Raw genomic sequence first — 13683 nt, 5'->3', positions numbered from 1 at the left:
GGTCGGTCGCGGTGCCGGATCGACCCCGGTTCCAGGCGCGCCCGGTTCAGCCCGGCGTGGCGGCGTGTTTCATCGGCTGCCCGGCGACATAGGTCTGGGCTATGGCGCGGTCGTCGCCCATGATCTGCAGGATGAACAGCTCTTCCGCCAGCGTCGTCGCACGCTCCATCCGCAAGGCCATCGCGGGCGTGGCGTTGGCGTTCAACACCACGAAATCGGCATCCGTCCCCGGCTCCAGCGTGCCGATCCGGTCCGCCATTCCCATCGCCAGCGCATTGCCGCGCGTGGCCCAGTGAAACGCCGCCAGCGGGTGCAGGTTCTGGCCACGCAACTGCATGACCTTGTAGCCCTCGGCCAGCGTGGTCAGCATGGAATAGCTGGTGCCCCCGCCGACATCCGTCGCCACCCCGGCGACGATACCGGCCGCCCGCGCCCCCTCGGCGTCATAAAGCCCCGATCCGATGAACAGGTTCGAGGTCGGGCAGAAAATCGCCCGGCTGCCGGTTTCCGCCATCCGCGCGATCTCTCGGGGTTCAAGGTGAATGCAGTGCCCCAGCATCAGCTTTGGCCCCAACAACCCAACCTGCTCATACACGTCCAGATAGTCGCGCGCCTGTGGATAGAGCTCCCGCGTCAGCGCGATCTCGTCGCGGTTTTCCGACATATGGGTCTGGATCAGGCATTCGGGGTGTTCGGCCGCCAACTGCCCCGCCGCGGCAAGCTGCGCCGGCGTCGAGGTGATCGCAAAGCGCGGTGTGATGACATATTGCGCTCGGCCACGCCCGTGCCATTTCGCGATCAGCGCCTTGCTTTCGTCATAGCCCTGCTGCGCGGTATCCAGAACGGCGGCCGGCGCGTTGCGGTCCATCATCACCTTGCCGGCGGCGATCGCCATGTTGCGGGCCTCGGCCGCCGCGAACAGCGCCTCGGCCGACCCGGCATGGACCGAGCAATAGGCGCTGGCCGTGGTCGTCCCCGCCTCGATCAGCCGGTCCAGAAACGCCTCGGCCATGCGGGCGGCGTGGGCCGGGTCCGAAAACCGCGCTTCCTCGGGGAAAGTATAGGTGTTCAGCCAGTCCAGAAGCTGCGTGCCCCAACTGGCGATGACCTGCACCTGCGGAAAATGGATATGCGGGTCGATGAAGCCGGGCAGGATCAGATGCGGTCTGTGGTCGGTCTCGGCCAGACCATCGGCGCGCAGATCGGCATAGTCGCCGATCGCGGCGATCTTGCCACCTTCGACGATGATCGCGCCATCCTCGATAAAGCGGTGATTGTCCTCGGTCTCGGCCGGATCGGCGTGAAAGTTAAGAACGCGGCCACGAATCAGATGTTTCATGAATTTTCTTGTATGAGGTCGGTGGATACGGCCGAGGTGAGCCGGCCGATGATTTCGGCGGCCGCGAAGGCGGCGATCACTTCGGGGCGTTTGTCGCGGCTGTATCCGGCCCCGATCGGGCAGATCAGCGGCGCGGGGTCAATGCCGCGCGTCCGGGCAAAGCGCGCGAAGCTGGCGCGTTTAGTGCCGCTGCCGATCATGCCGACATAGCCCGCGTCACCGCGCTGCAACGCCTCGGCCGCCAGAAGGAAATCCAGCGCATGATCATGGGTCAGGATGACATAGCTGCTGCGCGGCGGGGCGGCGCGCAGCTCAGCCTCGGGCAGGGGCGTCAGACGGGCGTCAAGACCCGGCGCCGCCAGCGAAAGTTCATCCGCGCGGCTGTCGACCAGCGTCGCCCGCACCGGCAAGGGCCGCAGCGCCAGCGCCAGCGCGCGCCCGACATGACCGGCGCCGAAGATCAGAACCCGGGGCTGTTCGGGATCGGGACCGGGCAGCGCCTGTTCCAGCGACAGCGCGACCCGTCCGCCGCAACACTGCCCGATTTCGGGCCCCAAAGGCACGTCCATCGTCGCGCGGCTTTCGCCGAAGGCCAGCATCTGCCGGGCCCGGTCGATGGCCATGTATTCAAGCGCGCCGCCGCCGATCGTGCCGCGCGTCATATCGCGATCCACCCACATCTCGGCCCCCGCCTCGCGCGGGGTCGAGCCTTTGGTATGGGTCACGCGAATGCGGATCATGCGGCCGTCCCCCCGCCGCGCAGCCGCTCGACCGCCATCAACACCCGCTCGGGTGTGGCGGGCGCGTCCAGCCGGGGACATTCGCGGTAATGCGCGACGCTGGCCACGGCCATGCCGATCGCCTCGAACACCGAGATCGCCAGCATGAACGGCGGCTCGCCCACCGCCTTTGACCGCTTGACCGTCTTTTCGCGGTTCACCGACCAATCGGCCAGCGCCACATTGAAGATACGCGGGCGGTCGCCGGCCAGCGGAATCTTGTAGGTCGAGGGCGCGTGCGTCTTCAGCTCGCCCTTGTCGTTCCACCACAGTTCTTCGCTGGTCAGCCAGCCCACGCCCTGAACGAACCCGCCCTCGACCTGGCCCTTGTCTATGGCCGGGTTGATCGAGCGGCCGACATCGTGCAGCACGTCCACGCGGTCGACTTCGTATTCGCCAGTCAGCGTATCGACCGAAACCTCGGACACGGCCGCACCATAAGCGAAATAATAGAAGGGGCGGCCGGTGCCCTTGGCGCGGTCCCAGTGGATCTTGGGCGTCTTGTAAAAACCCGCCGCGGACAATTGCACCCGCGCCAGATAAGCCGCGCGGATGAAATCGGCGAAGGGCATGGTTTCGCCACCGATCCGCACGGTTTCGCCGATGCTGATCTGGTCGGCGGGCACGTTCCACGCCGAAGCGGCGAAACCGGTCAACCGGGCGAGCAACTGATCGCACGCATCCAGCGCCGCCATCCCGTTCAGGTCCGAGCCCGAGGACGCCGCCGTGGCCGAGGTATTCGGCACCTTCTCGGTCGTGGTCTTGGTGATCTTGATCCGCGACAGATCGACCCCCAACGCCTCGGCCGTCACCTGCGCCACCTTGATGTTCAGGCCCTGCCCCATCTCGGTCCCGCCATGGTTCAACTGGATCGAGCCGTCGCTGTAGATATGGATCAGCGCACCGGCCTGATTGTACCAGGTGGCGGTGAAGCTGATCCCGAACTTGACCGGCGTCAGCGCGATGCCCTTGCGGATAACCCCGCCACGGGCATTCCAGTCCAGCACCGCCTTGCGGCGGACGTGATAGTCGCTGCTCGCCTCCAGCTCATCAAAGATGCGGGGCAGGATCTGGTCCTCGACCTCTTGATGATAGGGCGTCAACTGGCCGTTCTGGTATAGGTTGGCCTTGCGGATCTCCAACGTATCCTTGCCCAGCGCATAGGCGATTTCCTCGATCATGCGCTCGGCCACGATCACGCCCTGCGGACCGCCAAAGCCGCGAAAGGCGGTGTTCGATACGGTATTCGTGCGCATCGGATGGCTGCGCAACTCCACGTCGGGATAGAAATAGGCGTTATCGGCATGGAACAACGCCCGGTCGGTCACCGGGCCGGACAGGTCGGCCGAGAAACCGCAGCGCGCATACCAATCGCCGCTGACGCCCTGAATCCGGCCCTGCCGGTCGAAACCCAGCGCATAATCGGCCACGAAATCGTGCCGCTTGCCGGTTGCGGTCATGTCATCGTCGCGGTCGGGCCGCAGCTTGACGGCGCGGTGCCATTTCTTGGCGGCGACGGCGGCCACGCAGCAGAACAGGTTCATCTGCGTTTCCTTGCCGCCAAAGCCGCCGCCCATGCGCCGGACATTCACCACCACCGCGTTCGAGGCGACGCCCAGCGCGTGGGCGACCATGTGCTGCACCTCGCTTGGGTGCTGGGTCGAGGTATGGATGACGACATCCTCATCCTCGCCCGGGACGGCCATGGCGATCTGGCCCTCAAGGTAAAAATGGTCCTGGCCGCCGATGACCATACGGCCGGTGATCCGATGCGGCGCGGTGGCAAGGGCGACCTCGGGTGCGCCCCGGCGCAGCTTCAGCGGATCGGTCACGTAGCCCATGCCGGCGTCGCGCGCGGCGATGGGGTCAAGCGCGTGAGGCAGGGCATCATATTCGACAACCGCCAAGGCGGCGGCGCGGCGCGCCTGATCGCGGGTTTCGGCGATCACCGCAAATATCGGCTGGCCCCAGAACCGCACCTCGCCCTCGGCGAAGATCGGATCATCGTGATTTCCGGCGGGGCTTACGTCATTCACGCCCGGAATATCGGCGGCGGTCAGCACGTCGATCACGCCGGGTGCGGCACGCACCGGGTCCAGATCCAGCCGCGTGATGCGGCCATGGGCGCATTTCGACAGGCCTAGATAGGCGTGCAGCGTGCCCTGCGGCTCGGTCAGATCGTCGGTATAGTCGGCCCGCCCGGTGACATGCTTTTCGGCGCTGTCGTGGCGGATGTCGTCCGAGATACCGGGGCTGAGGTTATCCTTCATCCTACTCTCCTGCGGCGCGGGGCAGGCGCACCGGCAATGCGCCACCGGCATGTTCCAGCCAGAAGCGGCGGAAGAAATTCGCCGCGACCGTGCGGCGATATTCCGCGCTGGCGCGCCAGTCCGACAGGGGCTGGAAATCCTCGGCCACGGCGCGGGCAGCGGCCTCGAACGACTGCCGGGCGAAGGGCGCGCCGACCAATGCCGCCTCGGCGTGCGCGGCGCGCTTGGGAATGCCGGCCATGCCGCCAAAGGCGACATGCGCGCGGGTGATGATGTCATGCGCGACGGTGATGCGGAAGCCGGCGGCGACGGCCGAAATATCCGCGTCCCGGCGCTTGCTGATCTTGTAGGCGGCGATCAGCGCGTCGCCCCGGCGCGGAATGATGATGGTTTCCAGAAATTCGCCCGGTTTGCGGTCCTGTTTGCCATATTCGATGAAATAGCTTTCAAGGGGAATTTCGCGCCGCTCGGCCCCCCGGCGCAGCACGATCCGCGCCCCGAGTGCGATCAGCAGCGGCGGGCTTTCCCCGATGGGTGAGCCGTTGGCGATATTGCCGCCGACCGTGCCCATGTTGCGCACCTGCCAGCCGCCGATCCGGTGCCAATAGCTGTCGACCTCGGGGAAATGTTCGGCGATGACGGGCGCCGCCTCGGAATAGGTGACACCCGCGCCGATGCGGATTTCCTGGTCGTCGACCGCGATATCCTTCATCAGATGGCCGATGAACACGGCGGGCGAGATGTTGCGCAGGAACTTCGTCACCCAAAGACCGACATCGGTCGCGCCGGCCACAAGGGTGGGTTTGTCTTGCGCCAGCATCACCTCCGCCAGATCGTCCACATCGGCGGGAACGATCGCCCGGTTTCGACCGTCGCGCGCGACATCGACGCGACCCCGCATGCCCGCCAGCCGGGACGCGACATTTTCACGCTCGGTATTCAACGCATCGGCGGCCTGACCGCCGGCGCGGGTTGCGGCGAATGCGGCGCGGACGATGGGCTCATACCCGGTGCAGCGGCACAGATTGCCCTGCAACGCCGTCTCGACCTCGGTCATCGTGGGATCGGGATTGGTCATCCATAGACCATAAAGCGCCATGACAAAGCCGGGCGTACAGAAACCGCACTGGCTGCCGTGATGGTCGACCATCGCCTGCTGGACCGGGTGCAGCTTGCCGTCCTGCCCGCGCAGATGTTCGATCGTGACCACATGACAGGCGTGGCACGAGGCAACGAAGCGGATACAGGCGTTCACCGGCTCATAGATCAGCCCGACCGGTGTCAGCCGCCCGACCATGACCGTGCAGGCACCGCAATCGCCCTCGGCGCAGCCTTCCTTGGTGCCGGTCAGACGCCTTGAAATACGCAGGAAATCCAGCAGCGTATCCGAGGCCCCGACCTCGGACAGGCTGATTTCGGTATCGTTCAGCAGAAAACGCAGTTCGGTCATCTTCCCCTCGCGGCCCGGCGCCGGGCAAGTCATTAACCTAATCCTTTAATTGGAAATCCAAAATGTTTTCAGCGATAGAAGAGTTTACACGAGTCGTTGAAAAACGGGATGCATAACGTTGCCCTATCTTGAAAGTCTGCGGGTCTTCGTCCGGGTGATCGAACTGGGCTCGATCACCGCCGGGGGACGCGATCTGCGCATGTCGCCCGCGGTCGCGTCGAACCGGATCAGGGATCTGGAAACCCGGTTTGGCGTGCGCCTGTTGAACCGGACCACGCGCAAGCTGACCCCGACCGAAATCGGGCGCGCCTTCTATGACAGCGCGCGGCGGGTCATCGAGACGCTGGATCAGGCCGAGGCGGTCGTGTCCGGCTTTTCCGGCACCCCGCGCGGCGTCATCCGCCTGACCGCGCCGCTGGGCGTCGGCCGCAGGCTGGTCGGGCCGCTGGTGCCGCGGTTCTGCGAACAGAACCCCGAGGTCGAGATACGGCTTCGGCTGTCTGACCGCTCGGTGAACATCGTCGAGGACGGGATCGACATCGCCTTCTTTCTGGGCGAGCCGCAGGACAGCGCGCTTTTGTGGCGCAAGATCAGCGATTGCCCGCGCCGGCTGGTGGCCGCGCCGGAATATCTGGCGCGGCACGGTGTGCCCGGATCGCCCGACGATCTGGCCGGACATAATTGCCTGCTGCTGCGCTATCCCCGCAGCCCGGAATATTACTGGATGCTGTCGACCGCTGATGGCCCGCGCAAGATGCTGGTCTCGGGCCGGTTCGATGCCGATGACGGCGATGTGCTGACCGGATGGGCGCTGGACGGTCACGGCATCGCCAACCGGCCCGCCTATGAGGTCGCCAGCCATCTGGCACAGGGCCGGCTGGTCGAGGTCCTGCCCGAGACGCCGCCGCTGCCGGCGCAGTTCGGGATACTGACCCCTCACCGGCAGTTGCAGGATCCGAAACTGCGAATATTCGCGGATTTCGCGCTGCGCGAGTTGAAAGGCGCAACCGATACCGGCCGATAAGGACCGTTCGGGACCATATGACGGGTTGCCACCCGCCACGGACGGCCGCGATCTGAACCGGATCACGCCTGCCGCCTCCGCCAGGCTTTCACGGCATCGCCTGCCCGCGCGGAAAACCTAGTTCCAGGCCAGCTTGTCGGTCCCGATGCCGCGATACCAGCGAACGATTTTTGCCCGTTCCTCGGGCTCCATGAAGCTGACGTTGGCGGGCGGCATGGCATCGGTCAGCCCGGCCTGAATATAGATCTCGCGCGCGGCATCTGCGATTTCGCCGTCGGTCTGCAACAGGACCCCCTTGGGCGCGTGCCAGATCCCTTCGAAGGCCGTTTCGCGCGCATGGCACATCGAACAGCGCCCGCCGATGATGTCGCGCACCTCGTCAAAGCCCGCCGATTGCACGATACGTTGCTGGGCGGCGTTCAGCGGGCGGGCCTCGGCCTCTTCCAGCGGCTCGACCCGCAGCCCCAGCGAGGACAGCCACATGATGATCACGAACAGGATCGCAGTCACCGCCCAGGTCCACCACAGATAGCCACGGCGGGCATGCAGCGTGTTGAAGAAATGCCGGATCGTGACCCCCATCAGGAACACCAGCGCCGCGATCAGCCAGTTGTATTCCGAGGCGAAGGCCAGCGGATAATGGGTCGACAGCATCAGGAAGATGACCGGCAGGGTCAGATAGTTGTTGTGGGTCGAGCGCAGCTTGGCGATCCTGCCATATTTCGGATCGGGCACCCGCCCCGCCTTCAGGTCGGCGACCACGATGCGCTGGTTCGGCATGATGATCAGGAACACGTTCGCCGTCATGATCGTGGCGGTGAATGCGCCCAGATGCAAAAGCGCGGCGCGGCCGGTGAAGATCTGGTCATACCCCCAGCCCATCACCACAAGCGCCACGAACAACAGCAGCATCAGCACCGTCGGCTTGTCACCCAGCGGCGATTTGCACAGCGTGTCATAGATCAGCCAGCCGATGGCCAGCGACCCGCCCGAGATCAGGATCGCCTGCCAGACCGCCAGATCCATCTTGGACGGGTCGATCAGGAACAGGTTCGCACCCGCCCAATAGGTGACCATCAGCAGCGCGAGGCCCGACAGCCAGGTCGAATAGCTTTCCCATTTGAACCATGTCAGATGTTCGGGCATCTGTTCGGGGGCGACCAGATATTTCTGGATGTGATAGAAGCCGCCGCCATGGACCTGCCATTCCTCGCCATAGGCTCCCTTCGGCAGGTGCGGGGCTTTTTGCAGGCCAAGGTCCAGCGCGATGAAATAGAAGGACGACCCGATCCACGCGATCGCGGTGATGACATGGGTCCAGCGGATGGCGAAGGCCAGCCATTCCCAGATGATCGCATAATCGGGCATGCGCGACTCCAAATTGATCCGCGGCAAAGACTATCGGCTTTGCGCCCCGGCGAACATGGGTCGCGGCCGCCGGGCAGTCTTTACGGTCGATTGAAAATCAGCTTCCCCGATAGGTGGAATAGCCATAGGGCGCGATCAGCAGCGGCACGTGATAATGGCTGTCCTCGGCCATGCCGAAACGGATCGGCACCACATCCAGAAAGCGCGGTGTCTCGGCCCGGTGATTCAGGCCGTCCAGCCAGTCGCCGACATGAAACAGCAATTCATATTCGCCGGTGGCGAAACGATCGGCCGGCAGGATATGGGCATCGGTGCGGCCGTCGTCATTGGTCACGACCTCGGCCAGACGCTGGCGATCACCGCCGTCCAGCCGAAACAGCTCGATCCGAAGGCCCTGCGCCGGGCGCCCCGTGGCGGTGTCGAGCACATGAGTGGTCAGAAAACCCGCCATCGCTCAGGCCTCGGCGAAAAAGGCAAAGCGGATCACGAACAGCACCGCCACCACCCAGGTCGCGGGATGCACCTCGCGGGCGCGGCCGGTCAGCAGCTTCAGCGCGGCGTAGCTGATGAAGCCAAAGGCCAGACCGTTCGCGATGGAATAGGTGAACGGCATCATCAGCGCGGTCAGCGCGGCCGGCGCGGCGTCGGTGATGTCGGTCCATTGCACCTCGGTCAGTTCGCGCAGCATCAGGGTCGCCACGTAAAGCAGCGCCGGCGCCGTGGCATAGGCCGGAACCGACCCTGCCAGCGGCGCCAGAAACATCGCCAGCAGGAACAGGACCGCCACGGTCAGCGCCGTCAGCCCGGTGCGCCCCCCCGCCTGCACACCCGACGCGCTTTCCACGTAGGCCGTGGTCGACGAGGTGCCCAGCAGCGAGCCCGCGACAATGGCGGTCGAATCGGCCATCAATGCGCGGGACAGGCCCTTGTTGGTATGCGTCGGCCCCTCGGTCAGCAGGCCGGCGCGCTTGGCCACCCCGATCAGCGTACCGGTGGCGTCGAACACCTCGACCAGCACCATGACCAGCACGACATGCACGATGCCGAAGCCAAGCGCGCCGATGATGTCCAGTTGCAGGAAGGTCGGCGCGATGGATGGCGGCATCGAGACGATGCCCCCGAACTGGCTGACACCCAAGCCGATCGAGACGATCGTGACGGCCAGAATACCGATCAGGATCGCCCCCCTGACCCGCAGCGCATCCAGCGCGGCGATCAGGAAAAACCCCGCGATGGCAAGCAGAACCGTCGGCTGGGTCATGTCGCCAAGGGTGACAAGCGTCGGCTCGCTCGGCACGACGATCCCCGCCGTTTTCAGCGCGATCAGCCCAAGGAACATGCCGATCCCGGCGGCGATGGCGCTGCGCATGGATTTCGGAATACCCTCGATCAGCCAGCGGCGAATGCCGGTGACCGACAGGATCAGGAAAATGATGCCCGAGATGAACACCGCCCCAAGCGCCTGCTGCCACGTGAAACCCATGCCGGCCACCACGGTAAAGGCGAAAAAGGCGTTCAGCCCCATGCCCGGCGCCATTCCGATCGGCCAGTTGGCGAAAAGCCCCATGACCGCCGATCCCAGCGCCGCCGCCAGACAGGTGGCGACAAAGACGGCGTTGCGGTCCATGCCGGTGGTCGACAGGATCTCGGGGTTGACGAAGATGATATAGGCCATCGTCAGGAATGTGGTGATCCCCGCGATGATCTCGGTCCGCGCCGAGGTGCTTCGTTCAGTCAACCCGAACCATTGTTCCAGCATTTTCATGTCCCTGATCTGGTTGCACCGTCCGGCTTGACGCCGTTCCGGACGGGAAGCCTAGGCCGGCGCCGGCATTCAGACCATAGGGCGGCCGCTGGCAGTCTTTCAACGGAACGTTGAAAACGCATCGGCGGCCGGACCGTTCACCCGGCCGCCGCCCGATGCCTTGTTCTTGAAGCCTAGTTATAAACCGACTGCTTATTGAACTGCGTGCACAGCATGTAATAGATGACCGGCCGGAACTTGTTACGATTGCTGGTGCCGTATTTTTCCAGCACCGATTTGATCGCCGCCATCAGCTCAGGGCCGTCGGCAAGGCCGAGTTTCTTGACCAGATAGCTGTTCTTGACCCGGGCCAGCTCATCCGGGTCCGAGCCCGCTACGGTTTCGCTGTCCTGATTATAGATGGATGGTCCGCAGCCGATGACGACCTTTGTCAGCAGATCCATGTCGGGCGTGACACCCATCTTGGATTTGAGGTCCTCGGCATATTTCGCGATCAGTTCGTCCCGTCTACTCATGTCGTCCCCGTTCGGTGATCAGGGCCTTGCGCCCTGACCAAACCCTAATGGCGGCTTAACAAAAAGCAAAGTCTTTCAGTAGCGGTAGTGATCCGACTTGAACGGGCCTTCGGGGGTAACGCCGATATAATCGGCCTGTTCCTTGGACAATTGGGTCAGTTTGACGCCGATCTTGTCCAGATGCAGCCGCGCCACTTTTTCGTCCAGATGCTTCGGCAGGATATAGACGCCGGGCTGATATTCATCGCCCTTGGTCCACAGTTCGATCTGCGCCAGAACCTGATTGGTGAAGCTGGCCGACATCACGAAGGACGGGTGGCCGGTGGCGTTCCCAAGGTTCAGAAGCCGCCCCTGCGACAGCAGAATGATGCGATTGCCCGAGGGCATCTCGATCATGTCGACCTGATCCTTGACGTTGGTCCATTTGTGGTTGCGCAGCGCGGCGACCTGAATTTCGTTGTCGAAATGGCCGATGTTGCCGACGATGGCCATGTCCTTCATCGCCCGCATATGCTCCAGCCGGATCACGTCCTTGTTGCCGGTGGTGGTCACGAAGATGTCGGCGCTGTCGGCCACATCCTCCAGCGTCACCACCTCGAACCCGTCCATGGCTGCCTGCAAGGCACAGATCGGATCGACCTCGGTCACCTTCACGCGCGCACCGGCGCCGCGCAGCGACGCGGATGAGCCCTTGCCGACATCGCCATAGCCGCAGACCACGGCGACCTTGCCGGCCATCATCACGTCGGTGGCGCGGCGGATGCCGTCGACGAGGCTTTCCTTGCAGCCATATTTGTTGTCGAATTTCGATTTGGTGACGCTGTCGTTCACATTGATCGCCGGAAACGGCAGCAAGCCTTTCTTGTGCAGATCATAAAGGCGGTGCACGCCGGTCGTGGTTTCCTCGGACACGCCCTTGATCGCATCGCGCTGACGGGTGAAGAAACCCGGGCTTTCAGCCATCCGCTTCCTTATCTGCGCGAACAGAGCCTCTTCCTCTTCGCTGGTGGGGACGGCGATCAGATCGGTCTCGCCCGCCTCGACCCGCGCGCCTAGAAGGATATACAGCGTCGCGTCGCCGCCATCGTCCAGGATCATGTTCGCGGTCGCTTCCGGGAACTGGAAGATCCGGTCGGTATAGGCCCAGTATTCCGGCAGCGTTTCGCCCTTGATCGCGAAAACCGGGATGCCGGCGGCGGCGATGGCGGCCGCGGCGTGATCCTGGGTGGAATAGATGTTGCACGAGGCCCAGCGCACATCCGCCCCCAGCGCCACCAGCGTTTCGATCAGCACGGCGGTCTGCACCGTCATATGCAGCGATCCGGCGATCCGCGCGCCCTTAAGGGGCTTCGATTCGCCATATTCGGACCGCAGCGCCATCAGCCCCGGCATTTCGGTTTCGGCGATGTCGAGTTCCTTGCGGCCGAACTCGGCCAGCGCGGCGTCCTTGATGATGAAGTCTTTCACGCGGCGCACCCTGCTTGAATTGCGTTAGGCGCGCCCCATAGCACTCGGACGGCGGCAGTTCAATCAAACAGCCGCGGCACCGTTCCCGGACGGGCGTTCGATACCCGCCGCGTCAAGAAACGCCCCGCTGTCGATACCGCTTCTGTACCCGGTCCCCGAGGCGACGACGCAGGCCGTATCATCGGGCCGCGCATAAACGATCGTCCAGGTGCCCATGACGTCGGAGCCCCAAAGTTCGGCCTGACCGCCCGCGTTGACCGTCTGCATCTGAATCAGCTCCTCGCCGAAATCATGGTCCAGCGAGGCACCAAGCGCCGAGTAGGTTTCGCAATAGGGCTGCATCGTCGGATCCTCGGGCAACGGGATTTCGCCCGCCGCCATGCCGATCACCTGCGCCACCGGAACATCGGCGATTGCCGAATAGGCGCGAATATCGGGGCGGCTCATCGCCTGCGATCCTGCCAGCGCAATACCCCCGATCAAAGTCAGGGCGGTCGCGCCGATAATTACCTTTTTCTTAACATCCATTGCCTTCTTCCCATCCAGATGGGGTTACAGGGAAAACCGGCAATCGCGGAAAAAGTTCCGTTTTCGGGGTTTCCGCCGGCGCACTTGCGATAATCCGGCCGCAACGTCATCTTGGCCATGACACGAAATTCATCGGGCGGAGGAAACCGAATGGCCATGTTATTGGCGGATGTGGGCGGGACGAATGCGCGTCTGGCGCTGGCCCATGCCGGCAAGATCGACCCGGTTTCGATCACCCGGTTTCGCGGCGAAGATTATGCCGATTTCGACAGCGTGGTGACCACCTACCTGCAACAGCAATCCCAACCCGCGCTGACCGCCGTCTGCGTCGCCGTCGCCGGTCCGGTCGCGGGCGGGCAGGCGCGGCTGACCAATCGGGACTGGAGCTTTGATCAGACCGGACTGGCGCGGCTGACCGGTGTCGACCGGGTGCGGCTGATCAACGACCTGACCGCGCTTGGCTATGCGACCGCGATGCTGGGGGACGACGGCTATGGCGTCCTGCGCGCGGTCGATCCGGCACGGTCGCGCAACGGTCAGGGGCTGGTGGTGAATGCCGGAACCGGCTTCAACGTCTGCTCGGTCCGGCACCTGTCCGGCGGCGGCGTGATCTGCCTTGAGCATGAAGAAGGCCACACCGTTCTGCCCGGCAATATTCAGGATCGCCTGCGCGCCGCCCTTGGCCCGGCCGCCGCCGGCTTTCCCACCACCGAGGATCTTTTCGCGGGGCGCGGCCTGTCGCGTCTGCACGCCGCCCTGCACGGCACCGAACCCGTCCGGTCCGAGGAAATCGCCCGGGCGCTTGAGGGCGGCGACGCGGCCGCGCTGCGCACCTATCGCTTCTACGCCGAGCTTTTCGGCCTGCTTTGCCGTGAACTGGCGCTGCGGTTCATGCCGCTGGAGGGGCTTTATCTGGCCGGCAGCGTCGCCCGGTCGGTCAACCGTCAGGATCTGCAATCCATTTTCATCGACGCCATGATGGCCGAGCCGTTCATGCGGGCGATTCCGGCCAATGTGCCGATATTGGTGATTCGCGACGACATGGCGGCGCTTTCGGGATGTGTGGCCGCGTTGACATGAATTCGGCCGGATAACGCACAATCGACCGCCAAAAGGTTAATGTTCACTGGAATTGAGCCCGATTTCCTGCGAAAACGGTCTCAAGGCCCGGTACAAGG

General features: G+C 64.2%; 12 protein-coding genes. 2 read left to right on the top strand and 10 right to left on the bottom strand.

Annotated elements, in window-relative coordinates:
• Positions 1–46: 46 nt before the first annotated feature.
• Genes guaD through xdhA form a run of 4 tightly spaced genes read right to left on the bottom strand, consistent with a single transcriptional unit; the run spans position 47 to position 5838 of the window.
• The gene (guaD, locus tag ACFSCT_RS08840) at positions 47–1339 is read right to left on the bottom strand and encodes a guanine deaminase (RefSeq protein WP_379141993.1); all 1293 of its coding nucleotides are present in this window, start codon (positions 1337–1339) and stop codon (positions 47–49) included.
• Entirely contained in the window at positions 1336–2079 is a 744-nt protein-coding gene (gene xdhC / locus ACFSCT_RS08835; protein ID WP_379141991.1) for a xanthine dehydrogenase accessory protein XdhC, read from the bottom strand. Before xdhC ends, guaD begins: the two co-directional genes overlap by 4 nt.
• Positions 2076–4388, bottom strand: coding sequence for a xanthine dehydrogenase molybdopterin binding subunit (gene xdhB, locus ACFSCT_RS08830; protein ID WP_379141990.1), 2313 nt, complete (start codon positions 4386–4388; stop codon positions 2076–2078). The genes xdhC and xdhB overlap by 4 nt, the downstream gene beginning before the upstream one ends.
• 1 nt (position 4389) lies before the next feature.
• Positions 4390–5838, bottom strand: a complete 1449-nt coding sequence (gene xdhA / locus ACFSCT_RS08825) for a xanthine dehydrogenase small subunit (protein ID WP_379141988.1) — start codon at positions 5836–5838, stop codon at positions 4390–4392.
• A gap of 118 nt (positions 5839–5956) precedes the next feature.
• Here xdhA and ACFSCT_RS08820 point away from each other — a divergent pair, with 118 nt between their 5' ends.
• On the top strand, positions 5957–6862 hold the full coding sequence (locus ACFSCT_RS08820; protein WP_379141986.1) for a LysR family transcriptional regulator: 906 nt from the start codon (positions 5957–5959) through the stop codon (positions 6860–6862).
• A 117-nt stretch (positions 6863–6979) separates the two neighbouring features.
• On the opposite strand, the gene ACFSCT_RS08815 is transcribed toward ACFSCT_RS08820, so the two are convergent.
• The 6 genes from ACFSCT_RS08815 to ACFSCT_RS08790 all read right to left on the bottom strand — a co-directional run bounded on the left by ACFSCT_RS08815 (position 6980) and on the right by ACFSCT_RS08790 (position 12505).
• A complete protein-coding gene (locus tag ACFSCT_RS08815; RefSeq protein WP_379141985.1) occupies positions 6980–8230 on the bottom strand; it encodes a urate hydroxylase PuuD in 1251 nt (416 codons plus the stop codon).
• A 97-nt stretch (positions 8231–8327) separates the two neighbouring features.
• Positions 8328–8681, bottom strand: a complete 354-nt coding sequence (uraH, locus tag ACFSCT_RS08810) for a hydroxyisourate hydrolase (protein ID WP_379141982.1) — start codon at positions 8679–8681, stop codon at positions 8328–8330.
• 3 nt (positions 8682–8684) lie between these two features.
• A complete protein-coding gene (locus ACFSCT_RS08805) occupies positions 8685–9989 on the bottom strand; it encodes an NCS2 family permease (RefSeq protein WP_379141979.1) in 1305 nt (434 codons plus the stop codon).
• A gap of 179 nt (positions 9990–10168) precedes the next feature.
• Positions 10169–10510, bottom strand: coding sequence for a DUF2853 family protein (locus ACFSCT_RS08800; protein WP_379141977.1), 342 nt, complete (start codon positions 10508–10510; stop codon positions 10169–10171).
• A gap of 75 nt (positions 10511–10585) precedes the next feature.
• Positions 10586–11977, bottom strand: coding sequence for an adenosylhomocysteinase (ahcY, locus tag ACFSCT_RS08795; protein ID WP_379141975.1), 1392 nt, complete (start codon positions 11975–11977; stop codon positions 10586–10588).
• Between the two features lie 63 nt (positions 11978–12040).
• Complete coding sequence (locus ACFSCT_RS08790; RefSeq protein WP_379141973.1) at positions 12041–12505, bottom strand: hypothetical protein; 465 nt, start codon at positions 12503–12505, stop codon at positions 12041–12043.
• A 150-nt stretch (positions 12506–12655) separates the two neighbouring features.
• Here ACFSCT_RS08790 and ACFSCT_RS08785 point away from each other — a divergent pair, with 150 nt between their 5' ends.
• Positions 12656–13585 (top strand): glucokinase, encoded by a 930-nt coding sequence (locus tag ACFSCT_RS08785; RefSeq protein ID WP_379141972.1) that lies wholly within the window; start codon positions 12656–12658, stop codon positions 13583–13585.
• Positions 13586–13683 lie beyond the last annotated feature (98 nt).

This window comes from Paracoccus pacificus, assembly GCF_042680785.1.
Taxonomy (GTDB): Bacteria; Pseudomonadota; Alphaproteobacteria; order Rhodobacterales; family Rhodobacteraceae; genus Paracoccus; species Paracoccus pacificus.
The sequence above is the reverse complement of the archived record's forward strand: the minus strand, read 5'-3'. Positions and strand labels throughout refer to the sequence as shown.

Bases quoted from the DNA above. Each gene is read 5' to 3' on its own strand.
- xdhC (WP_379141991.1), bottom strand. From the start codon at position 2,079: ATGATCCGCATTCGCGTGACCCATACCAAAGGCTCGACCCCGCGCGAG.
- ACFSCT_RS08800 (WP_379141977.1), bottom strand. From the start codon at position 10,510: ATGAGTAGACGGGACGAACTGATCGCGAAATATGCCGAGGACCTCAAA.
- ACFSCT_RS08790 (WP_379141973.1), bottom strand. From the start codon at position 12,505: ATGGATGTTAAGAAAAAGGTAATTATCGGCGCGACCGCCCTGACTTTG.
- ACFSCT_RS08805 (WP_379141979.1), bottom strand. From the start codon at position 9,989: ATGCTGGAACAATGGTTCGGGTTGACTGAACGAAGCACCTCGGCGCGG.
- xdhA (WP_379141988.1), bottom strand. From the start codon at position 5,838: ATGACCGAACTGCGTTTTCTGCTGAACGATACCGAAATCAGCCTGTCC.
- xdhB (WP_379141990.1), bottom strand. From the start codon at position 4,388: ATGAAGGATAACCTCAGCCCCGGTATCTCGGACGACATCCGCCACGAC.
- uraH (WP_379141982.1), bottom strand. From the start codon at position 8,681: ATGGCGGGTTTTCTGACCACTCATGTGCTCGACACCGCCACGGGGCGC.
- ACFSCT_RS08815 (WP_379141985.1), bottom strand. From the start codon at position 8,230: ATGCCCGATTATGCGATCATCTGGGAATGGCTGGCCTTCGCCATCCGC.
- ACFSCT_RS08785 (WP_379141972.1), top strand. From the start codon at position 12,656: ATGGCCATGTTATTGGCGGATGTGGGCGGGACGAATGCGCGTCTGGCG.
- guaD (WP_379141993.1), bottom strand. From the start codon at position 1,339: ATGAAACATCTGATTCGTGGCCGCGTTCTTAACTTTCACGCCGATCCG.